Raw genomic sequence first — 22,718 nt, forward strand, 5'->3', positions numbered from 1 at the left:
TATTTATGCTTAAGACTAAAGAAAAGTATAAGGAGTCCAACCACAGTATACTATTCCGTTTTAGATAGACAACCTTATCACTTCAACGTTTGCTTCAACCATTCTCCAAATGAGGTATTTCCCTGAGGTTTCTCATCCCTCAGACCCGCTTTATACAAAAAGTTGTTCCAACTACCATTAATCATAGACGCCTGTTTACTATATTCAAATTCTTTGACTGTCGGGTTTCTCCCCAATTCTTTTGCTTTTTTTCGCACGAAGGCAATCAATTGTTTGTTGCTGATATTCGCATCAGATTTTTTGTGTCTTCTCGATTCTAGGCCGGCACTTTCTATAAATTCATTCCAGCGACCATATCTGCCAATCGCCAGGCTTCTATAGTCGAATTCATCGTACGTCGGCGTTCGGCCCAATTCTTTCGCTTGTTTTTGCACGAAGGCAATTAGCTGCTCATTGCTGATAGGTTTGGTATATTGTTTGGGCTTTTGCCATTCTAAGCCAGCGCTTTTCAAAAAATTCTTCCAGCTGCCAAATCTTTCTCTCACCAGGTAGCCATAAGCAAACTCTTTGGACATTGGCCTTTTCCCTAACTCTTTCGCTTGTTTTTGCACTAACTCAATCAGCTGCTCGTTGGTGATACGCGCATCATTCAGTTTGGATCTTCTTAATTCTAAGCCAGCACTTTCTAAAAATTTGCTCCACTTACCATATCTGTTTGCTGCCAGAGACCCATAGTCAAATTCATTGTACGTCGGCGTTCGGTCCAATTCTTCCGCTTGTTTTTGTACGAGGGCAATCAACTGTTCGTTGCTGATAGATTGATGATAATCTTTGGCTCTTTTTAATTCTAAGCCGGCGTTTGCCAAGAATTTTTCCCAGCTGCCATATCTTTTGGTCACAAGATACCCATAGTCAAAGGTTTTGAACGTTGGCGTTTCCCCTGACTCTTTGGCTTGCTTTTGCACTAATTCAATCAATTGCTCATTACTTATGCGACGCTTATTTTGCTGGGAACTTTGATAGTCTAGACCAGCACTTTCCAAAAAGTTCTTCCAACCACCATATCTTTTTTTCGCAAGGTCGCTATAATAAAACTCGTTGGACGTGGGCGGTCGTCCGGATTGTTTCGCTTGTTTTTGGACTAATTCGATCAGCTCTTCATTACTTTTCTTTTGCTTAGCTCCTTCGCGTCGCCGTGGCTCTAAACCAGCACTTTCCAAAAAGTTGCTCCAGCTGCCATATCTGACTGTTACTGTGCTTCTATATCTAAACTCTCTGACTGTTGGTGTTTCCCCTTGCTCTTTCGCCTGCTTTCGTACCAACTCGATCAGCTCTTCATTAGATATATCCTCCACATCTTGCTTAATTCGACGCGGCCTTAAGCCGGCACTTTCCAAAAAGTTGTTCCAGGTGCCGAACCTAGTGGATGCGCGTCTACCCTGGTCAAACTCGTTGAGTCCGGGTGTTCTCCCTAATTCTTCCGCTCGCTTGTGTACCCGTTCAATCAGGTCTTCATTACTTATGTCTCTCTTATGTGATTTCCCTATTCGCGGCTCCAAGCCGGCACTTTCTAAGAACTTGCCCCATCTTCCATATCTAGCTTTCACCGTTCTTCTGTATTCAAACTCTGCTAACGTAGGCGTTTCCCCTTGTTCTTTCGCCTGTTTTTGTACTAGCTCGATCAGCTCCTCGTCGCTTAGGTATCGCTTATCGTGCAAGGAGCGCACCGGCTCTAGTCCAGCGCTTTCCAAAAAGTTGTTCCAACTGCCATATCTGACTTGCGCAATCCCGTAATGCTTAAAATTAATAGCCCTTGGTGTTCGGCCGGATTCTTCTGCTTGTTTTTGTACTAATTCAATCAGCTGCTCATTGCTTATGCGCCTTCTCAAATTTCTGCCTTTACGCGGCTTTAAATCCGCTATTTCCAAAAAGCTGTTCCAGGTGCCATACCTTTTCACAATTGTTCCGCTGTGCTTGAACTCTTTAAACTTCGGCGTTCTTCCTAACTCCTCTGCTTGTTTTTGCACTAATGCAATCAGGTGATTATTGCTGAGGCGTTTTTTAAGTCGCTTGTGTCTATGCGGTCCAAGACCCGCAGCTTCTAAAAAATTTTCCCAGCTGCCATAGCGATGGATAGCTGTGGAACTATACTTAAAGTCTTCGGCAGTTGGTTCTTGATCTGAATCAATCTCCTGTTGCTGGACAAGCTGGATCAGCTCTTTGTTGGTTACATTATGAATCGGTGTATGCGGCTCCATCCTGGCATTTTGTAAAAAATTCTTCCAGCCGCCAAATCTCTTTGCTACTAATGATCCATATTCAAACTCTCTCATACGTGGTGTTCGGCCCATTTGTTCGGCCTGCTCTCTGACTCGTTCGATCAATTGTTCATTCGTGATCTTCCTTCTAGGCCCGACAGGTTCCCCTGGTTTTCCGGGTTTTACCGGCTCTAAGCCAGCACTTTTCAGGAAACCTGTCCACGTACCATAGCGCTTTGCAGCTAACGTCCCATACTCAAACTGATTCTTCACAGGTGTTCGATCTAACTTTTCAGCTTGCAGTTGAACCAGTTCGATTAACCTGTCATTCGTTACGTCACTGAATTTATAGTTGTGTGGTGTTTTAGGATCCAATCCAGCACTTTTTAAGAAGTTTTTCCAACCACGAAATCTGCTTTTGGCTAAAGGTCCGTAATGAAACTCTGCCGCTTTGGGGGATCGACCCAATTCTGCCGCTTTTTTTTGCACTAATTCAATCAGTTCCTCATCCGTTACCGGAATGCTATACCATCTAGGCTCTGATGGTTCGAGCTTTGCAGCCGATAGAAAATTGCCCCAGTTACCAAATCTGCCTGCCACTAATGATGAATACTCAAATTCTTTTACGAAGGGGGTTCGTCCTAGCTCCTCCGTTTTTTCATGAATCATTTTGATCAGCTGTTCATTGCTTATCTTTCTTCTGCTCATAGCTAGTGTTCCTGCTTCCAGACCAGCCTGCTGCAAAAACTTGCCCCAATTGCCAAATCTAGTAGTGATTAGTCCACCATACTTGAATTCTTTCTTTAGAGGGGTTCGCCCCTTTTCAGCAGCCTCCTGTTGGACTAATGCGATCAGCTCTTCATTGGTTACACCCGTTTTAAGCTTACTCATCTCTAGTCCAGCCTGATCCATGAATTCTTTCCAAGAGCCAAATCGATCCCTGACTAAAATACGATACTCGAACTCGGTACTCATAGGGACCCGACTTAATTTAGCGGTTTCCTGTTGAATCAATCCGATCAGCTCTTCATTGGTAATTGCTCTTCTGCTCCTTGGATTTTCTGCCAGCTCTAATCCCGCACTGTTTATAAACTTACTCCAGGTACCAAATTGCCGATTGGCGAAATGACTCAGTTCAAACTCTTTCTTAAAAGGGGTTCGCCCTAATTCAGCAGCCCTTTCTTGGACCCGTTGGATTAACTCTTCAGCGCTGATATCTCTTTTGCGGGAAGGCGGCTCCATACCGACCTGTCGCAGAAAGGCGGTCCATGAACCAAATCGCCAGCGTACTAATTCTCTATATGGAAACTCTCGTTGGAGGGGTGTTCGCCCTAGTTTAGCAGCCTCCTCCTGAATTAATGCAATCAGTTCTTCGTTGCTTGGTTTTGTTTTATTTAAATCCGTGACCATTCATCAATCTCCTTGTTGCGGATGAACCATAAAGTGAAGCGATATGTACTTGTTGATTGGCCTAGTTCATCTGCTTTTTTTATTCAACGTGTATGTAATCCTTGAAGACAGCTCTATTCTCGTGATGAGAAATTTTGTCTTCGCTGTATAGAATCATCAAATCTACTATCATTTCCTCAAAGTTTGTTACTTATTAGAAAAAAAGAACACGTGAGTAATTATACTTCATTGATTCGTTGGATAAAACAAAAAAATACACTGTTTTTCACTTTTTATTGAAATATTTTATTATCCATTAGCGAGAAAATCATGAAGATGCACTTGGAAAGGGAATCTTTACCATTTCTACAACCTATAAATGAGTATCACAGCTATTCATAAAGATCCCCTTAAGAGGCAACTGTACAAAAAAAATAACCTACGCCCCTTGATGAGCTTAAGTTATTTTGCATATAAGTATATCGCTGGAAACAGAGTTTTTATTTAACTGAAGTAACCTTCACTTTTTAATGACTGCTTTCCTATTTTATAATGTTTAATAGTTCTCTTTGTTTTTCCTTGATCAGATAAGAAAAATCTGTTTTTTTATAAATCAAGAGTCTCTTTTCCGGTTTTCTTCTGTCCCAATAATTAGAAAAATCGATTTCCTCAATAAATTTTTCAAACTCATAGGTAAAAATTACATTTAAAGAGTTTTTACGAAATGACAAGGACTCCACAGGATATACTGACAGCATGTCTTTTAATCCATTATCATAAGTTGCTAAAGAATGAATTTCAAAACTAGCTTCATCATAAACAGAATGTCTCATCGAGTCTTCTAAATGCCGAATATGAGCTAAGTCCCAAGACATTCCTTCAATTACCTGAAGAATGTCCTTAGAATTTTTTTGTACTTTACCAAAGAATTTTTCAGTTCTTTTATCATTTTTTAAATACAAGTAACAAATTGCCAGCTCTCTTTCCATAAACTTACCCATTTGATTTATGAAGCAATCAAACAATTGATCTAATTTATATTTTATACCTTTTTTGGTTGAAAACTTGATTATTACAACCTGTAAAAGTAAAGCATGGATTGGCCGCTGTACCATTTCGATTTCTCCCACTTCAATCTTTTTTTTCATTTCAAACATTAAGTGTAGGAAATCATCTGTTTTATTATTAATCCTATTTAGACTCTCTGGCCTAATTGGAGAATTAAAATAACTATCAAATTCTTCTACTGAATCAAAACTCATATACAAAAAAATGAGCGCAATGAACTTATCATACCTTCTAATATTTTGGGATTATCAATCTTGGTGCAATTTTCCCAGCCATAAGGGATACAACTATAATCCCTACTATCTCCACTATTTTGTTTCATAAGCTTTCTTAAAAAAAGATAGGTATTTTTATCCTGATCAATGCATTTAGTTGAAAATAATTTTTCCATGTTACTTACTACATTAGTATCAAAGTCAATACAATTAGCGAAAGCAAATTGACTTGTATTTTCCGAGCTTAACGCTAAAGCTTGCTCTTTATTAAGAAAACTAATATTACTATGTCCATTGATTCCCATTGTCAAAAGTTTGCCTTGCTGAAAAAAGAGATTCTTCGGCAAAGGAACACCATTGCTCTCTCTAAAAAAAACGAATTGCCAATCATCTATATAATCTGTATAACATAAAGAATTCATGATCATCTGATAATCTTTTTCTTTTTGCAATATTTTTACAAATGTCTCAATCAACGAATCACTAACCTCCAATACAAACTTTCATACACTCGGCAAAATTACCTTTTCACAGTCGGATTTCGATCATTTTAATGCTAAATCTTTTTCTAAAAAGTTAGCATTATACACTTCTCCCGTACAATTCATTTCTTGTTAGAGGGGGGTGACCCTTTAACTAAAGAATGATCAACAATTTGTTTGAGCGACTCGGTCTCACCACCAAAGAAATCCTATTCATCCAACCACAATAACTAACTTTTTTACCTTCTAATGTCTTTCTAGTACGTAAGTAAGCGATAGTTGCTCAACTCCATCATATCTACGGATTCTTCTACTACTTCTCTTAATGAAAGGATATCACCATTTGTCATAAAGGTATCCACATCGCAAATAAATAATAGTCAAAGAGTTGAAAAAAAGGGGGCAAATCTAACGACCTTTAAAATTAGGTGTCATGATCAAGTGCTATTTCGAATAAACCTGCCCTCATTAGACGTTATTTTCAAAAACTTCTACAATAGTCTTTTGCATATCACAATAATTCCTTTTTCTGAAATCATTACTAAAATTGTTACAGTGTGAATCTGTAGCATCAATCTCAGCGAAAATTTTTTGAATGGTTTTTTTGTTTGCTTTTTCACTTTCATAAGAGTTCACTTCAAGTACCTGCGTAAGTCTTGAATAGAGCAATTTTCTTGTCCATTTCTTATTTTTCTGAATCTCCTCAAAATGAGCTAACAACCATATTTCGAAACACTCATTAGAAAAACAAACCTCTATATTGTTTGCATTAGCTAATGCAAAAGCTTTTTCTATAGATTCCCAAGATTCTTCATCCTTATCAAAAACTACAATCAATTTGTCTAATTTTTTTCTATCCGATGAACTCGTTTTACTTAAGGTTCTAAGGACGTGATTCACTAATTCAACTGATTGACCTACATCACCTTTGGTCTTCACTTTAATATTCGGTAACCGATATTTTTGCTTTAATAAATCGAAATAAATTTTTTCAGTTGTTCCTTCGCAATAAATTCTTATTTCTTTTCTCAATGGCTTATTCTTGGATTTTCTACCCATCCTGATTGCTCTTTTGACAGTTTAATGCACTCATCATACCTTCGTAGTCGATACTTGGTAAAGCGCCGAACTGTCCTTTCATATATCTTGAGAAAAAAGAAATATCATCCCTTGACGAGCCAGTCATTTCTTTAAAATCAAAGATGGAATATAAGTGGCTAAGCCCCCTGAAATCTTTTTCAACTAACCAAATTTGATCTTTACGAAGATCTGAGTCAAGAAGCTGTAATTCATGTGAAGACAATATAAACTGATTATCATTACTTTTTGTGTTGAAAATTCTTACCAATGCTCTAGCAAGCTGCAAGTGTAATGAATCATCAAATTCATCAATTAAGATAACTTTACCTTTGCCTAAATTATTGACCAAAGTAAGAGCGATAGAAATTAATTTTTGATTTCCTCTAGATTCAGCTCCAAGACTAATCTTACTCCTCCCTATCACTTTATTCCGTTTATCATATTTTTTATAGATCGTATATAATTTTTTGGCTATTATCTCATTCTCAATTGTTTGTTTTCTTTCTAGTTCTTCCTCGAGAAATTCCATCATCTTTTTCATTGCTGGGGTTAATTCATGTATGTCATCGTTGATATCAATACCAACGATATTTGTATCTGAAAAAGCCAAAAAACTTAACAAGGCTGATTTAGCCTCTACATCGTTTTCAATATTCTCAAGATATTCATCTGGAATGTCATGACTAAAGAAAAGTAAATCTGAATCAAACCATCTAAAAACATCTTCCGCAAATTCATCGTTCTTATTTTGAAGATTGAATAGAAACAAAGAGTTCTCCCTCGTTTCTTTTGCAATTTTCCTTAAACCTTTTGGCAAAATCGAATAGCCTGTTTCGTCTCTTTCAAAATAGGTTATATACTTATTACCACTTTTATATTTCAACTTTTCACTTAAAAATTTATTTTTATTGTACGATAGAGAATAGTTGTACATTCTTCCTTTATAAAAGGACACTTCAAAAGTTGTACTATCCATACTTGGAGACATTACTTTACACGGAGAATACGCCAGTTGGTCTCCAATTTTGTTAGTTGGTACCATCACCATGTGCTTCATTCGTTTTAGAGCAGCAAATAAATTTGTTTTACCAGAAGCATTAGACCCAAACAGAATAGCATTTTTTAATAGATGAGTCTTCCCAGCAAAGAACGTATGTGTCTCATTGTATTTTCTTAATCTTTCTCCAGTTTCCATACTGAAAGATTCTTCATCTCCGTACGATAAAAAATTTTTCATTTTGACATCTATAAGCATAATTATCCTCCTAAAAAACGAAATCTCGTTCTTTCGAGTACATTGTATCATATTTTCAGCTTGTTTTTCGATTTAAAAACGGTTTTACGTTCTTATCTATCTATATCCTATTAAACTAGCCTCATGTTATGCCCTTTAACGATTTTGATCGTTATTTCAGCAACTACTTCGAAATGACCCACGTTTGTAAGATTTATCTTCTTACAACTAGCCAACTTATGTATTGATATTCTTCTTATTCCTCGCCCTTCTGCTCTTTCTAATACATCAAGAATTACTATGCTTCCACAAAAACGATATGTTGTTTCTATTCATTATTTATCACTTTCTTTTCTGCTGGCTCCCACGTATTCGCATCAAAGTAGTAACGCTCAGTACCTATGTCACCCGAGAAAATCTCAATAGTGTACGAGGCATCATCCATCCAATCAATTTTTTTCAAATCCATCGTCCGGTAGTGCTTGGGGCATTGGTATAGTTCTTCTCCAGATACAGGATCAAAAATACTAAACGTCGCATAGGTACCAGATTTCTCTTTTGTTACGCGAGTCTTCAACAGATACTTGCCATCATGAGAATTGATTTCCTTTTCAGGATAACTTTGCGCTTGCTTTATAATCATTTGATGAGTTTTGATCACCGAAAACATTCCATATAAGTAAACACCGGAAAGAAGCAGCACGAAAGAAAGAGCGATTGCAGCTAAGAGCTTTTTAGAAACCCGCTTCGGCTCTCTTTTACCTACGAATACTGAAACAACGATATATTCAAGCCATAAGAATGCTGGAAAGAGCAAATCAAACACAAAAAGATAGCCCAAAAAACTAAGCCGTGACAGTTGCCGGAGCACAGCTAATAACAGAAAAACTATTGGAAGCAGGTAGCCGAATCGCTTCTCCTTACGTGAGCTAAGAAATGATTGAAGAAGGAGTATGATGCTCTTTCCTATTAGTGAACTTAGCATAGTCATCGCTTTTCGCTCCGTTTCTAGTATAGTGATAATTATATTTTATACCTGACTACCTTATATATTCTAATTTTATCAAAAAATAGACAAACATCTAAGCTAAAATAGAGTCTTGTTGAATAGATAGATAATTGAAGATGAAAAAAGACAACTAAAACCCAAATTTTTAAAGCAATAGTTGTCCTTTACTTTTCTTATTTCTTGATGATCCAATACTACCAACGTCAATCTAAACAATAGAAACCCACGCAATAAGTAGATGATTCCTTTTTGTATATATTTTTAGCCAAGCGTGAAAAAATGCCGTGTTGAACCACTTGTACAAGTGGTTTATAAGCCGACTTGCAGAGAGGAAATAGTACAACTTACTATCATGCAAAAAGAGATCAATCCACGCTCTGATGGTTGATCCCTTTATAACTATTCTGAAACATTGAAGTCCGATTGCCCCATGTTAAAAAGATTGGTTCTTTTGAAAGCAATACTTGTAGCGCTCGACAATCTCTAATACATTTGTTTCATTCGAATTTCTAGAAATACTTTTAGCCTTAAAAAGCGATTCTACAATTTAATGAACATTGATTAGATCTTTAGCAGATCCCTGTTAGAACTAACCAGCATTCTTTACAAGAAATTTTAAAATCTTACTCGCCGTTTTACCATTGTCTTTTTTTATCACTTTCTCTGAAATGATAAATGATCCACCTACCGCTATTACATGGTCATGATTCAAATAGTCAACATAATTATCTTGATCAATACCACCGGTTGGTAAGAACTTAACATCATAAAATGGTCCACTCAATGATTGAATCGCTTTCAACCCGCCGTAAATATCTGCTGGAAAAAATTTGACAACCTTAATCCCATACTTTGAAGCTCTTTGGATATCACCAGGTGTTGCTACACCTGGAAAAACAGGGATTTTCTTTTCAATGCAATACTCAATAACCTCTGGATCAATTGCCGGTGATACGATGAATTTAGCGCCATTCTCTACTGCAATTGTTGCTTCCTTCACCGTCCGAACCGTCCCTGCGCCGACAATTAATTTTTCTGAGGCAGCCAGTTTTTTTATTGCCGCAGCTGCATTAGCATTCCTAAAGGCGATTTCGATGAAAGGGCAATTGTTCTCAATTAAAATTTCTTCTAGTATATCCAGATATTTAAAATCGTTCACTGTATACAGAGGTAAAAACTTCGCTTCTTCAATCTCTTTATATAGTTTATGCGCCATATCTGCGAACATTTTTTCTCACTTTCTGCTTTTAAATTTTAGTTTAGCTCTGCTTGCTTTTCGTGATTGCTTCATATAGTCCCAGCGCATATGAATGACCCATAGCGCGATCATATAATCCATAACCTGGCATGGATACTTCTCCCCAAACAGTTCTCCCGTGGTCTGGACGTATAGGGCCATTGAAACCTTTCTCAACAAGCGCTTCCATGATTTTATACATATCCAAAGAGCCATCAGAACTTAAATGAGCACATTCTCTAAATTTGCCTTCCTCTAGATACTCAACATTTCTAAAATGAACAAAATTAATTCGATGGCCAATTTTATCAATCATATCAATTAAATCATTCGAAGGCGAAGCTCCCAAAGAGCCTGTACAGAAAGTGATACCATTGTATGGCGAATCCACACTCTCTATAATTCTCTTCAAATCAACTAAATTTTTGGTGATTCGTGGGTAATCAAAAAGCTTCCATGGTGGATCATCAGGATGAATGGCCATCTTTACATCCATTTCTTCGCAAACAGGGATGATTTTCAATAAAAAGTATTTGAGATTTTCATATAGACCTTCCTCTGTTAGCCCTTCATATAATTTTTCCAAATTATTGAATTTATCAAGACGGTCTTTTTCCCAACCAGGCAATCGAAAGCCTCTTGACTGACTGTGAATTAGAGTATACATATCTTGAGGAACCATGTTTTTTATAACAGATTGATCGTATAACATCGAAAAGCTTCCATCGGCATTTTCATGAGAAAGCTCTGTCTTCGCCCAGCCAAAAATCGGCTTAAAACTATAACAAATGAGTTTGACCTCACATGTTGATAAATTTTTAATTGTTTGAATATAATTTTCGATGTAATGATCCCGTTCAGCTGTCCCTGCTTTAATTGAATCATGAATCGCCACACTTTCAATACCTAGCAGCTCTAAATTTTCTTTTTCGATCGAATCCTTTAAAGCTTGTATTTCTGAAATTTCCCAGACATCTCCTGGCATCTTGCTTAGTAAGGTACCAATGATTCCATTCATCCCTGCAATCTGCTTAATATTCTTTAATGGGATTGAATCATCATTTTCTCCATACCATCGGAATCCCCACTTCATTATTGAACACCTTCCTTATCTTTTTCGATCTAGTATCCGGTATTAACGACATTCGTCATTTCCTTAATATTCTCAACTCCGCTATCAATCGCATTCTGATAAATAAAGTCTAGCGTGCAATCGGATTGTGAGCGTGCACCTAAAGATTCAATAACCATTGCCAGATTTACACCTGAGACAACTCTGATGTTGTGATTTTCACTTTGCAATTCTTTAAAGCACATTGCAGCAACGTTATAAGGTGTTGCCCCAAGCAAATCTACGAAAACCAAAACTCCCTCACCAGAATCTAAGTCCACAACCTTTTGATAGAAATCTTCTTTTAATGTTTCAAAACTCTCATCTTCATAAAATCCTAATACATCAAATTTATCGTTTTCTCCCATAATCATCTCAACACTATCTCGTAACCCTTTGGACAAGTTGCTATGACTTACAATTAAAACACCAATCAAGCGATTCACCTCTCCTAATTCTAAAACTTTTTTATCGTAACAAGTCCACCATGTTCAAAATGCCCTCTTTTCCTTTTGAGATAGCATTCTCTGTGAGTAAAGATAAATCATCCTCTGATTCTCTGCCTAGTAGTGATTCAAATAATGTTGGAATGTTAACACCAGTAATGATAGAGAGCTTTTTATGTTTGACCAAATCTTTAGACAAGAGTGATGCTGTAACATTTGCTGGTGTAGCCCCCAATAAGTCAACAAATATCATCATCCCTAAATCGGTATACATGGCATTGATTATACTTTCTATTTCTTCACTAAAGGATTCCACACTTTGAGTCTCATCGAATTCCTTAATATCGAATTGCTCTTGGGGACCTAAGATAGCCTCTACAGTTTTTTTTATGCCGTTTCCGAACCCATCATGAGTCACTACTAGTACAGATATCATAAAATTATCCTTTCATTGCTTTTTCAGCATCTTTCATCGATACACGTTTTGTGGAAGGAATTGCTTGAAAATAGCTTTCAACCTGATGCTTTTCCGCTAATTCCTTCAATAATCCAAACTGATCATGAGTAATAGAAACCGTCTTGATAACCGAAACCGTACCACTCTTCTTTGAAACAGCCCCTAAATTGAGTGAAGGAATTACAACGCCTGCTTGAATAAGCTTATAAAAAGTTTCAATCGTTCTAGCTAACAGGATTACATTAAATTTCTCAAAATTAGTTTCCTTCCAGTAGGTTATTAAGCTGTCCTCGCTGAAGATTTTAATTTTCAATCCTGTTCTTGTTCCAGAACTTAAAAAAATTTGTTTCAGGAAGTCATCGTTCATCGTTTGATCGTCTACTACGAATATGGCATTTGCTCCTGATTTTTTCGACAATTGTGTCATTACTTGGCCGTGGATCAATCGTTCATCCACTCGTGCTAAGACTACTTTACCCATACTGTATCACCTTTCCTTTTATAACAATCCAATGGCTGCTAAAAGACCTAAAATAATAGTCAACCCGAGTAATGCTTTCGTTACTTGCATATCTTTTTTTATGAAATAGAGATATACCGCTCCAATAACTACAAGAGGTAACATTCCTGGTAAAATTTGGTTAAAAATATCTTGAAGTACGAATTCTTTTCCAGAAATAGTAAATTTCAGTAGTGATTCTACTTTTACGTAACTTGCACCAAGTACGCCCATCATGAATAAACCTAACATGGATAGACCCTCAATGATACCTTTCATTTTACGGCTTCCAACAATTTCGGCTGCCGCAGATCGGCCAAGATTAAAACCTAGATAAGAAAAATAGAGTCCGCTAATCGCTTGATAAGACGCCATCAACAAGCATGGGAGTAATGCTCCAATGAACATTCCTTTTTGTGCCCAAGGTAAACAAATAGCAATAAAAATATAAAGAATTGTTCCTGAGTCAATGGAATCTCCGACACCAGCCAATGCACCCATTAGCCCGGTTTTAGTATTCAGAATCAATTCACTTAACTCATTTATTTCCTCTTTATCTTTCCCTTCAGCAACATCTTGGGCTCTTTTATTTTCAATAGAAGCGACGATACCTAAGATCGTACCTCCACCCCAAGAAACTTGGGTGTTATAGAACATGGCATGCCGTTCATAAGCAGCCCGTCTCTCTGCCTCATCTGGATAGATTTTTTTCAGCATAGGCAACAATGCCCATAATAATGCTGGTCCTAAATATCGATCAAAAGAATGAGAAATCGCATTTGAAAAGTACCATCTAAACCACGCAAGCCTGACATCCTTTTTTGTTACTTCATACGCTTGCTTTGTCGGATTTTCAGTTGTTTTATTCATTTCCATACTAGGCATCTCCTTCCGATTCTGAGATTGCTTCATTTTTAATTATAAGGCAGACAGCAGCCATAATCGTTCCGATAATTGCAAATGTTAACATCGTTAATCCGACATCCTTCGTTACAACAGCTAAGAAATAGCCCGCTAAGAAAAATGGTAAGTAAGTTTTCTTACCAATAACATAAACGGTTGTAGCAATACCAATTGCGACTAATCCACCGCCAATTACACTTAGAATGTGGAAAATCATGGTACTTGAGTTAGCCTGCACAAAATTAGCTATAACTGGTGCCCCGAATTTCAACGTGATAAACATGAACGGAACAAACAACAACATCGAAACGGTGATAGGGAAGATAATTGCACCTCGGGTTATTTCACTCTCACTTACTCTCTCTACTCCTCTATCGGTGTAGCGATTCAAAAATGAATTCAAGAAAATTCTAAATTGGTATAAGTATCCACCTAAAAGCCCCACTGGAACTGCAATTGCAATTGCTGCTTCTGGTTCCAAGTTACTTAACAATGCTACTGGCACAGCGATTGCTGCAGCAATACAGGGTTCTGTCGGCATCTGACCCCCCGGAGCGAAGACACCCATATAGATCAATTGAATTGCTGCCGTAATCTTTAATGCAGAAGGTACATCTCCAAATACAATACCAACTATTAATCCCGTCATCATTGGTGAGAACCTAAGGCTTAGTGTAGCTGCACCAAAAAGAGATCTCGACATTACTAATCCTACCCATACAGCAATAATTATTGCTTGTAAACTACTAACACCCATATTTATTTACCTCCCAATTTTGTATTACCATTCCGAAATTGATCCATCATAGGTTTTCCACGATGGGTTGGACCATTGAAGTCCTTCCTCAGCAACTTCCTTCACTTTCTCCTCATCCATGATAATTCCTAAGCCTGGCAGTTTGGGAATTTCAACAAAGCTATCTTTGTACTCAAACATTTCCTTATTCTTCACAAAATCTAATAAGTCAAATCCACGATTGTAATGAATTCCAAGACTTTGCTCCTGAATAAACACATTCGGACTACAAACATCCACTTGAAGTGTGGCAGCCAATGCGACTGGTCCATAAGGAGCGTGAGGAGCAGCTGCCATGTCGTAGGCTTCAGCCATTGCAATAATTTTTCTCATTTCGAGAATACCACCACATAAAATAACGTCTGGCTGAATAATATCTACAGCACCTTGCTTGAACAGATTTTTATATTGCCAACGGGTATACAAGCGTTCACCTGTTGCTAAAGGCGTTGTAGTATGCTGAGCAATATCATCAAATGCTTCTTCATTCTCTGGAAGCACCACTTCTTCTAGGAACATCGGATGATACGGTTCCAATGCCTTAGCCAGACCTTTAGCAAAGCCTTTATGGACACGGCCGTGAAAATCGATGCCAATTTCCATTTCATCCCCACAAACTTCTCGAATCGATGCTACACGTTCCACAACTTCTTTAATCCGTTTATAGGAGTCGATGTAATGCAATTCACCGGTCGCATTCATTTTAATTGCAGTAAATCCTTTATCCAAACGTTCTTTGGCTTGCTTCGCGACATCCTCTGGGCGATCCCCGCCAATCCAGGAATATACTTTAATACGATCCTTTGCAGCTCCCCCTAAGAGCTCGTACACTGGAACGTTCAAGGCCTTCCCTTTGATATCCCACATAGCAATTTCGAGACCAGAAATTACCGTGCCATTTACAGGACCGCCGCGATAAAACGATCGATGAAGTTCTTGAAATAGTCGTTCGATCTCGAAGGGGTCTCTTCCAATGATTCTTTTCCCCAGTTCATAAACACCCGCTACAACTGTTTCAGTCTTAGCTCCTGAAACAACTTCCCCCCAGCCATCGATACCTGCATCAGTTGATAATTTCAAAAAAACCCATCTCGGTTTTACTGTATAAACGGTCACATCTGTAATCTTCACTTAATTTCCTCCTAATTGTCTCGGTTTATTTTTTCTTTGATACACATAATCTCTTTTTCTACATCAATAATTTCTCTGTCTGGAACATCTTGTATAATTACATGGCTGCCTTTTTCAATGATTTCTATGATCTTATTCAAGTCATTCGCATCTAAGAAAACATTATTTGCTACTTTTGATCTACCTACTGCCGAAGGAATTCTACCAACGATTAATTCTTTTATTACTACCCCTAAACTTGTGATTTGCCAGCAAACATTGATATTTTCAACTAAAACTAAGCTGTTGATATACTGTTCGTTTTTCACGTTCTTAACAAAATCATTGACTAAACAAAAATTAACTTTGACTCCCTTAGGAATGGAAAGTAAAATCAATCGCTGACTATCAATGCTTTGTGTAACGATGTCTGATACGATTGTAATTTCTGACAAATTTAGAAACTTGAGCCATTTATAAATAATCTGGCCATGAATCAGTCTGTCATCACATCTAACCGTTCCTACTGAAGCAAAATCGCTATTACTCATTTTTTCCTCCTTTCAGCTATGGCACTACCCTTCATCCTAAATAGAGCAATTACCGTGCCAAAAAAAAGAAAGGCAGATGAAACAGTGTCTCATCTACCTTTCTATCCTGTCTCTTTTTTTATCAACACACATTTAAAATAAAATGTCGGGCTATTTATCACGTGTGTTAAATGTGTGTTTTTCTAATTGACCATCTGACTGTACAATAAAAATATCTAATATAGAAGCTATTTCTTCCTCTGGGATCTTTATACCAAAATGTTGTTCAACTTTGAAGAACTCTTTTTTTAACTCTTTCGAAAAATTGGGGTATAAGTCAAATTGGCGTTGATAATTTTTATAGGGCAGATAATCTTCAGTTAAACACCTTTCTAGCATACTTGCGCCATGGAACATGAATTTGACTAAAATATCGTCATCCAACACAAAGTTATACCTTATACTGAGTTTGCTTAAGATCGGTTTTAATACCTCGTACGCTTTAATTGCACTAAGAAACATTAATGAGTTATCAATATTCCTCACAAGAACTTTATCAAAATAACTAAGGTGATCCTTTTGAATGCTGGTATCTTTTTCTTTGTTTCGATAGTACTGAATTTTTAGTTTTTCTGCATAGTGGAACAATTCTTCTGCATCCATGTTGTGTCCATGAGATTTCACCGCTAGCTCCAATAGAATTGGCGTGCTTACCAAATCAACGGTATACACCTCCACATTGGTCTCTTTTCTTATTTTCTTTTCAAAATTTAAAATTGACCCCATATCTGCTAAAATGACGACTCCCTTGCCTTCATCAACCTCTTTTACTTTATCAATGGTTTGTTGCAAAACATGCTGCATTTGATCATGCAAATCCATATCCACTGATTTAATAAAATCAATCTCTAACAAACGATTCGCAAATTCAGCCATGCTCGAAGCTGTAGACTTTCCGTGCATAATCACGATAAGCCCAACTTTATCTTGCTTCTTTCTCTGGATAATCGATAAATAATTAACAATATAGAGAAAATCCATGTAAGTAAAAGGTACTGAATAAGCCGCTGATAACGAATCTAATATCTCTCTTGCTGCCTGAATCTCTACCTCTCCTCTATTTTCAAAGGAGGCAAAAGACTCTTTCATTTCTAAATCAAAGCTTATCTCATTTCTAGATCTTTCCTGATGATGGTTAATAACATGCTGCAAATGTATCGCTATTATTCGACAACTTTTTTCTATTTCTTTTGAATTCATTGTCAAAAAATATTTCTTTAAAATGCTTCTCAATTTGCCTACTATTTGGTTATCCAAAATTTGATTCTGTACAATCATGCTAACTTCCATAGTCTTGTTGTACGTATAATTTTCCAATACAGAATTCAATTCTTTGTTCATTTCTTCTATTCCCAAATCAGAGGATGACCATTCATTCCATAAAGACGTTACCTTTTCATAAAGTGCCTCAGAATCAAACTCGTCTTTGCTGAGTTCTAGAACATTCTCATTTCCAATATTCTGAGGGAATTTAAATTCATTCACACTAAAAAAACCCAATAGATCATCTATCTCTTTTCGATTATTCATGTCAAATAAGCTTTCATAGATGGATGATGCCAAATACGATACCTTTACAGAAACACACTCAGAACCAAGCTGCATTGACTTATAGAAAGCTTTAGCACAAATCACTTGAATATCACTTTTTAATTGTCCGATGTTGCCTTTGCACTCATAGGTCAAAAGAGCTTTGATCACTTCTTTTTGTACGACTACACTCTTTTTCAACCGCCTGCTTTCTAAATCAAAAATATGATTGATCAATTCCAATCTTTCGGAAAGCTTTCTACTCTTCAAAGGTGGCAACTCTATTGTTAGCGGGATTCTTCTCAAAAAGGTCGGGAGCAAAGAGTCATCATTCTCCGTTGTTGCACCAATAATCAAAATGTTTGATTCTTGATATCTGTTGGAATCTCCCATTTTTCTATACACGCCTTTATCCATAAGAAGAAACAACATCTCTTGTCCTTCTTTAGGCAATCTATGAATTTCATCTAGAAATAGAATCCCGTTTTCTGCTTTTTCTACTAATCCGCTCTTTTCAACTTCCGCCCCTGTATAGGAACCCTTTACGTGCCCAAACAGCTGGGACATCAACAGCTGTGGATTATCCGCATAATCCGCACAGTTAAAGATGATTAAGGGAGAATCTTTCGAAAGAATGCCTTCCGTTTGTCCAAAATTATACATAGCTTCTACAAATAGTGACTTACCAACCCCGGTCTCACCTTTAATTAAGGTCGGCAGCCCATGAGGTGGATATACCATAGCTGATTGAGCTATTTCTATCAGGTCTTTAAGACTACCTTCTGAACCAATTAATGAAAAATGATCACTTGAATGACTCTCTTTATCCTTCTTATATAATTCATCAAAACTGTCTACCACATAAGTAGAAATCTTTATCGAGAGCTCTCTTTCCAATACCTTTGATGAAAAAAATAGAACAGGCTTCCCCTTTTTCTTAACTGCTTTTTTCTCCCTAACAAGGGAGTTCAGATCCCGACTGACATTATCTCTAGATAGATTCAAATCCTTTGCCAATTTTTCTGCTGTTACTTCATTTTCAAAATCTATGTCTTTCATTGCTTGTTCGGTTAAATAATCTAATTCAGCTTCGACTCGATTAATCCTAGAAACCTTCATGACATTCTCCCCCTACTATTTCACCGAATTTCCTCATTCTTACTTAATATCATTTTAACATTGAAATTCGTTTGCTAGTAGAGCTATTCACAAACTTCAGTTATCCGAGTTCCTTTCGAAGCCTGCTAGTGATTTTACAGAAGAAAAGAAAATACCCAGCTACTTTCTAAGTAAAAAAGGTAGTCAGGTAGTCAAGTTTTCATTACTAACAAATACTTACAAAAAAAATCCGTGCCTATCGAAACCGTTCTCTAACTTATCGATTTTTTTCAATAAATATATTTTATCCTTCTATCGCAAAAAAAGAATGACCTCTCCTGAGAAAAGTCATTCCACTACTTCCTGTGCATAAAATTGTAAAAGCTTAGGTGACAGCTTATAGCCATAACCCCAAACGGTTTCAATTAATTCTTCTTGAAAACCAGCAGTATGCAGCTTTTTCTTTAATCGTTTCATTAACACAGACATTTGAGACATCCGTGAATTACTGGGTCCACTTCCCCATAGATAGTTACACAGTTCTTCACGAGAAATCGTGCCGCCTTCACTGCCCAGCAAGCAGTCAAAGGCTTTACATTCTTTCTTGGTTAAGCCAGCTTTGAAATCCGAGAGAGTCTGAGGAGAACTTTCCTTTTGATAAAGAAAGACTACATTTTTGTTTTCTTTCTTTTGACTTCTCCTCAGAGTCTCAGCCAAATGCTCCCGCAAGAAATCAGCCGGCTGACCGTCATAAATCCAGCTGTCCATGCCTAATTTCGATAAGGACTCCTTCTCTTCAACAGAAGGCAAATGGCCAAACTTACGAAACAAGACGATTTCCTTATTGTCGAGAAATACCAGCAGCTTCCGAATCTCTTCGTCGGATAAGGTCTCACTAAAAATAATCCCTTGGTAGCTCTGAGTCGTTTGCAGCCGATTCAGACTGGTTTTTAATTGCTTCACCAATTCAACGGAGCAGAAAACTTCATAGTTCAAATAGTGCAGCTGCTCCTGCATACGTTGTTCTATCAATAAGTTCTTGGTTAAAAGTAACAGTGGGCGCATCGACTCACTTCCTTTCGTTCTTCATTTGAAAACTAAGGGGAGAGCAAGCCTCCCCTCGTACACTTAAGATAAAAAGTAGTTTAACTGCGCTTGCCAATCAAGGTATAAGAAGATCGCCGCCGCAATCGCCAGCAGCATGACAAACAATAAACCGCAATCTGCTAATAGCACAGTTGATTTCTTCTCATACTCCATCCGCAACCGGCTGTCTTTGATAAAAAAGATCAAAAAACTCACCAGCCCAGCAATCGCTAGAAAGCCGAATACGCCTAACCACATTGGTATGGTCATGTACATTCTCCTCTCATTAAGGGGTACTATTCAGTGACCAGGTCAACTTAGCTTTATAGACCGTTCCCTTTTTCCCAGCATTCGCAGGAACATTCAACGAAAGATTATTAAACGGCATCCGCAGCTGCCAGGTTCCATCCCCTTCAGAAGCTCCTGCATCAACCAGTGTCTTCGCAGCATCACCAGCCACTAAAGTCTCGGTTGTTTTCACCGTACTCGGTGTACCCGAGGGTGACGGATCAATGCCTTCTTGTGGAGTATCCCGATTGGTCACTTTCTCAATAAACATATTGTCCAATTTCAACGAAGTCCCACTCCCATTCGGCATCCCGCTGCCCGCTTTATCCACAAATTCCGACAGACTGGCCGTTAACTCCCAGCCTGTATTCGAAGACCGCTCATCCTTAACTCGTGTGTAGAACCCATCCGTTCCTACATTGGTATTGGACTGATAATCCAGTGAATGCAGCGAATAGGTTTGCAAAGTAGAGTGAATGTCTTGTGTACCGAAATTAAAGTAGATCGGAACAGATAAAATCCCCATGTCTTGCGAATCCTTAGGTGTATCGGTTTGTTCGTCATCAAAAATTTTAAATTGCTGCTTCGATTCATTAGAATGCGGACTCGACGGTGTCGTATCTGACCAGTCTAATCGACCTACAGCTTCGTACCATGAATCAGGATCACCTCTGGCAATTGATTTAAAGGTAATCACTATTGATTCACCCTCATCCAAATCACCTAAACTTGTTGTACCATTCAGATGATTCATATCACCTGGCACACTACTTGCACCTTTAGTGATCACAATATCTGAGATATCTCCGGTAATGTAATTAGGTAAGGTCAAGGTCACTTTGATATCCTCCGCCTTTTTTTGAGTCAGTCCTGTAATCGTCCAAGTCCAATTCAGCTCTTCACCATTTTTTGTCTTATTTGAGCTAACTTGTAGATCATTTTTTAGTTCACTGACTACAGAAAAAGTGATTGTCCCTGAAAAAACCTTAGTCGTATAAGAATTGGCACCTTCTTTTAATGCAGAGCTAGCATATTCGAACTTAATTAACTTGTCACTTAACGAATCTCTGGTCACTCCTGTTAATTCGATTATATCTCCATTACTAGCATTGGGGAGAATGCTTGCTGGAGATGGGAAAATATCCACATTGGTAGCAGTTAGACCAGTTTGCGCAGTTGTTTTTAGTACATCTACTGTAGCTTCATCAGTCGAGGTTACTGGAGGAACAGAGATAGTAATTTTTTGTTTGGATGCATCAAGGTAAGCTAACGCAGTTAAGCCGTTGGCAGAACTGATGTCGCTAATGCAGTTGCTAGAACAGTTTAAAGTATTTAAAAATGTATTGTTACTGACATCCAATTCACTTAGTTTGTTGGACAGACATGCTAAATATGTTAATGCTGAATTACTACTCACATCCAGTTCGGTTAGCTCATTAGCAGCACAAGATAAATCATTTAATGCGGTATTGCTACTCACATCCAGTTCGGTTAGCTCATTAGCACTACATTCTAATGATATCAATGCGATATTGCTACTCACATCCAGTTCGGTTAGCTCATTAGCAGTACAATTTAAATACTTTAATACTGAATTGCTGCTCACATCCAATTCGCTTAGCTGGTTGTTTTGACATGTTAATTCTTTCATTGCTGGATTGCCACTCACATCCAACTCGCTTAACTGATTCGTATTACAATACAAAAACACTAATGCGGGACTGCTGCTCACATCCAATTCGCTTAGCTGATTGTTTTGACATATTAATTCCTCCATTGCTGGATTGCTACTCACATTCAGTTTGATTAGCTGATTGTCATAACAATTTAAACTCACTAATGCGGTATTGCTGCTCACATCCAATTCGCTTAGCTGATTGAACTCACATTTTAAAGTAGTCAAATTCGTCGCATACTCAATCCCTTTAAGACTTGTAAGGTTTTTGCTTGAAACATTCAAATACGTCAAGCTCTCCATAAAATCATCCGTCATAGGATTGGGTGCAGCTAGATAAATACTCCGAATCGCATCCGCAAAATTCTTATCAATATCATAAGGAAGTGGATCACCTGGTAATCCTTCTCTTAATATATTTCCAGCCAGCGGCATGATACCGCCATGCGGTTCAATCCGCTGATTGGTCATTTCCGGTTGCTCTTCGCTTGATTCACTAGTAGGTGTTAGGGAATCACCTGTTGTTTCTTCTAACTCTGTTGGGGAAGTGGCTGTTTCGCTTGTTTTTTCTGGCACATCCTGTGAACCCACACTCTCCACAATAGGAACTTGGTTTTGAGCATTTTCTTTATACTCCTTCAATGGATCTTCGGCCTTTGAAGAAATCGTGGTTTCACCGACTGGGACATCCTGAACAGTTTCCGCAAAGATCGGGGAAGTTGGAAACAGTTGGACTACCAGTAAGAGGCTAAAGAGCAGTCGTGTCGTTTTCTTCATTCTCTTGCTCCTCCTCTCTCAGACGAGTAAAGAGAAACAACCAGAAGCAACTGGTAATACAGCCGAGTCCAATCAATCGAAGGAAAACTGCCTGCCGCTGTTCTCCGGTTTTCGGCAAGGTTCCTTTACTGGCTGTCTGCGGTTGATCGGATTGTGTGTAATATCTAGTCTGTCCAAGGGTCGTCGGCAATACGTTGTTGATTGGCGCTGGATCAGACGGTTTTGGATCAGTTCGTGTTGGTGTCGGCTTTGGCTGCTCTGTACGAAAGCCGATGCCAACACTGGTTGCTTTTTCCTGCGTTTGTGCAGATGTGGTGCTGGGGAAGGATAAACCAAGTAGTATGGTGAACCATACAAAACAGTTTTTAACTTTCACATCC

20 protein-coding genes are annotated in these 22,718 nt (G+C 37.9%); all 20 read right to left on the reverse strand.

What is annotated here, in order from left to right; translation table 11 throughout:
• Positions 1 to 77: 77 nt before the first annotated feature.
• Positions 78 to 3,668 carry a homing endonuclease associated repeat-containing protein gene (locus IGI46_RS03410; RefSeq protein ID WP_429972881.1) on the reverse strand — a complete coding sequence of 1,197 codons (3,591 nt, stop codon included), beginning with the start codon at positions 3,666 to 3,668 and terminating at the stop codon, positions 78 to 80.
• 521 nt (positions 3,669 to 4,189) lie between these two features.
• Positions 4,190 to 4,909 carry a hypothetical protein gene (locus tag IGI46_RS03415; protein WP_429972882.1) on the reverse strand — a complete coding sequence of 240 codons (720 nt, stop codon included), beginning with the start codon at positions 4,907 to 4,909 and terminating at the stop codon, positions 4,190 to 4,192.
• The gene (locus tag IGI46_RS03420) at positions 4,906 to 5,406 is read right to left on the reverse strand and encodes a hypothetical protein (protein ID WP_429972883.1); all 501 of its coding nucleotides are present in this window, start codon (positions 5,404 to 5,406) and stop codon (positions 4,906 to 4,908) included. The genes IGI46_RS03415 and IGI46_RS03420 overlap by 4 nt, the downstream gene beginning before the upstream one ends.
• 474 nt (positions 5,407 to 5,880) lie before the next feature.
• Positions 5,881 to 6,471 (reverse strand): RloB family protein, encoded by a 591-nt coding sequence (locus IGI46_RS03425; RefSeq protein WP_429972884.1) that lies wholly within the window; start codon positions 6,469 to 6,471, stop codon positions 5,881 to 5,883.
• Positions 6,464 to 7,747 carry an AAA family ATPase gene (locus tag IGI46_RS03430; protein WP_429972885.1) on the reverse strand — a complete coding sequence of 428 codons (1,284 nt, stop codon included), beginning with the start codon at positions 7,745 to 7,747 and terminating at the stop codon, positions 6,464 to 6,466. The genes IGI46_RS03425 and IGI46_RS03430 overlap by 8 nt, the downstream gene beginning before the upstream one ends.
• Before the next feature lie 307 nt (positions 7,748 to 8,054).
• Positions 8,055 to 8,717, reverse strand: coding sequence for a hypothetical protein (locus tag IGI46_RS03435; RefSeq protein ID WP_429972886.1), 663 nt, complete (start codon positions 8,715 to 8,717; stop codon positions 8,055 to 8,057).
• Positions 8,718 to 9,324: 607 nt separating this feature from the next.
• Complete coding sequence (locus IGI46_RS03440; RefSeq protein ID WP_429964886.1) at positions 9,325 to 9,963, reverse strand: bifunctional 4-hydroxy-2-oxoglutarate aldolase/2-dehydro-3-deoxy-phosphogluconate aldolase; 639 nt, start codon at positions 9,961 to 9,963, stop codon at positions 9,325 to 9,327.
• A 31-nt stretch (positions 9,964 to 9,994) separates the two neighbouring features.
• The gene (locus tag IGI46_RS03445; RefSeq protein ID WP_429972887.1) at positions 9,995 to 11,065 is read right to left on the reverse strand and encodes a mannonate dehydratase; all 1,071 of its coding nucleotides are present in this window, start codon (positions 11,063 to 11,065) and stop codon (positions 9,995 to 9,997) included.
• Between the two features lie 29 nt (positions 11,066 to 11,094).
• Complete coding sequence (locus IGI46_RS03450) at positions 11,095 to 11,520, reverse strand: PTS sugar transporter subunit IIA (protein WP_429972888.1); 426 nt, start codon at positions 11,518 to 11,520, stop codon at positions 11,095 to 11,097.
• Positions 11,521 to 11,551: 31 nt separating this feature from the next.
• Positions 11,552 to 11,965: a PTS sugar transporter subunit IIA gene (locus IGI46_RS03455; RefSeq protein ID WP_429964889.1), complete on the reverse strand. Its 414-nt coding sequence runs from the start codon at positions 11,963 to 11,965 to the stop codon at positions 11,552 to 11,554.
• A gap of 4 nt (positions 11,966 to 11,969) precedes the next feature.
• A complete protein-coding gene (locus IGI46_RS03460; protein WP_429972889.1) occupies positions 11,970 to 12,467 on the reverse strand; it encodes a PTS system mannose/fructose/N-acetylgalactosamine-transporter subunit IIB in 498 nt (165 codons plus the stop codon).
• Positions 12,468 to 12,485: 18 nt separating this feature from the next.
• The gene (locus IGI46_RS03465) at positions 12,486 to 13,355 is read right to left on the reverse strand and encodes a PTS system mannose/fructose/sorbose family transporter subunit IID (protein WP_429973943.1); all 870 of its coding nucleotides are present in this window, start codon (positions 13,353 to 13,355) and stop codon (positions 12,486 to 12,488) included.
• Between the two features lie 7 nt (positions 13,356 to 13,362).
• Positions 13,363 to 14,145: a PTS mannose/fructose/sorbose/N-acetylgalactosamine transporter subunit IIC gene (locus tag IGI46_RS03470; RefSeq protein ID WP_429964891.1), complete on the reverse strand. Its 783-nt coding sequence runs from the start codon at positions 14,143 to 14,145 to the stop codon at positions 13,363 to 13,365.
• A 24-nt stretch (positions 14,146 to 14,169) separates the two neighbouring features.
• Positions 14,170 to 15,315 carry a galactonate dehydratase gene (gene dgoD / locus IGI46_RS03475; RefSeq protein WP_429964892.1) on the reverse strand — a complete coding sequence of 382 codons (1,146 nt, stop codon included), beginning with the start codon at positions 15,313 to 15,315 and terminating at the stop codon, positions 14,170 to 14,172.
• Between the two features lie 11 nt (positions 15,316 to 15,326).
• On the reverse strand, positions 15,327 to 15,845 hold the full coding sequence (locus tag IGI46_RS03480; protein ID WP_429972890.1) for a PTS sugar transporter subunit IIB: 519 nt from the start codon (positions 15,843 to 15,845) through the stop codon (positions 15,327 to 15,329).
• Positions 15,846 to 15,995: 150 nt separating this feature from the next.
• On the reverse strand, positions 15,996 to 18,473 hold the full coding sequence (locus tag IGI46_RS03485) for a sigma 54-interacting transcriptional regulator (protein WP_429972891.1): 2,478 nt from the start codon (positions 18,471 to 18,473) through the stop codon (positions 15,996 to 15,998).
• Positions 18,474 to 18,860: 387 nt separating this feature from the next.
• Entirely contained in the window at positions 18,861 to 19,577 is a 717-nt protein-coding gene (locus IGI46_RS03490) for a helix-turn-helix domain-containing protein (protein ID WP_429972892.1), read from the reverse strand.
• A 63-nt stretch (positions 19,578 to 19,640) separates the two neighbouring features.
• Complete coding sequence (locus tag IGI46_RS03495) at positions 19,641 to 19,868, reverse strand: hypothetical protein (RefSeq protein ID WP_429972893.1); 228 nt, start codon at positions 19,866 to 19,868, stop codon at positions 19,641 to 19,643.
• Positions 19,869 to 19,884: 16 nt separating this feature from the next.
• On the reverse strand, positions 19,885 to 22,338 hold the full coding sequence (locus tag IGI46_RS03500; RefSeq protein ID WP_429972894.1) for a WxL domain-containing protein: 2,454 nt from the start codon (positions 22,336 to 22,338) through the stop codon (positions 19,885 to 19,887).
• Entirely contained in the window at positions 22,310 to 22,714 is a 405-nt protein-coding gene (locus tag IGI46_RS03505; protein WP_429972895.1) for an LPXTG cell wall anchor domain-containing protein, read from the reverse strand. The genes IGI46_RS03500 and IGI46_RS03505 overlap by 29 nt, the downstream gene beginning before the upstream one ends.
• Positions 22,715 to 22,718 lie beyond the last annotated feature (4 nt).

The sequence above is a fragment of the Enterococcus sp. AZ163 genome, assembly GCF_050498925.1.
GTDB lineage: Bacteria > Bacillota > Bacilli > Lactobacillales > Enterococcaceae > Enterococcus_A > Enterococcus_A ferrettii.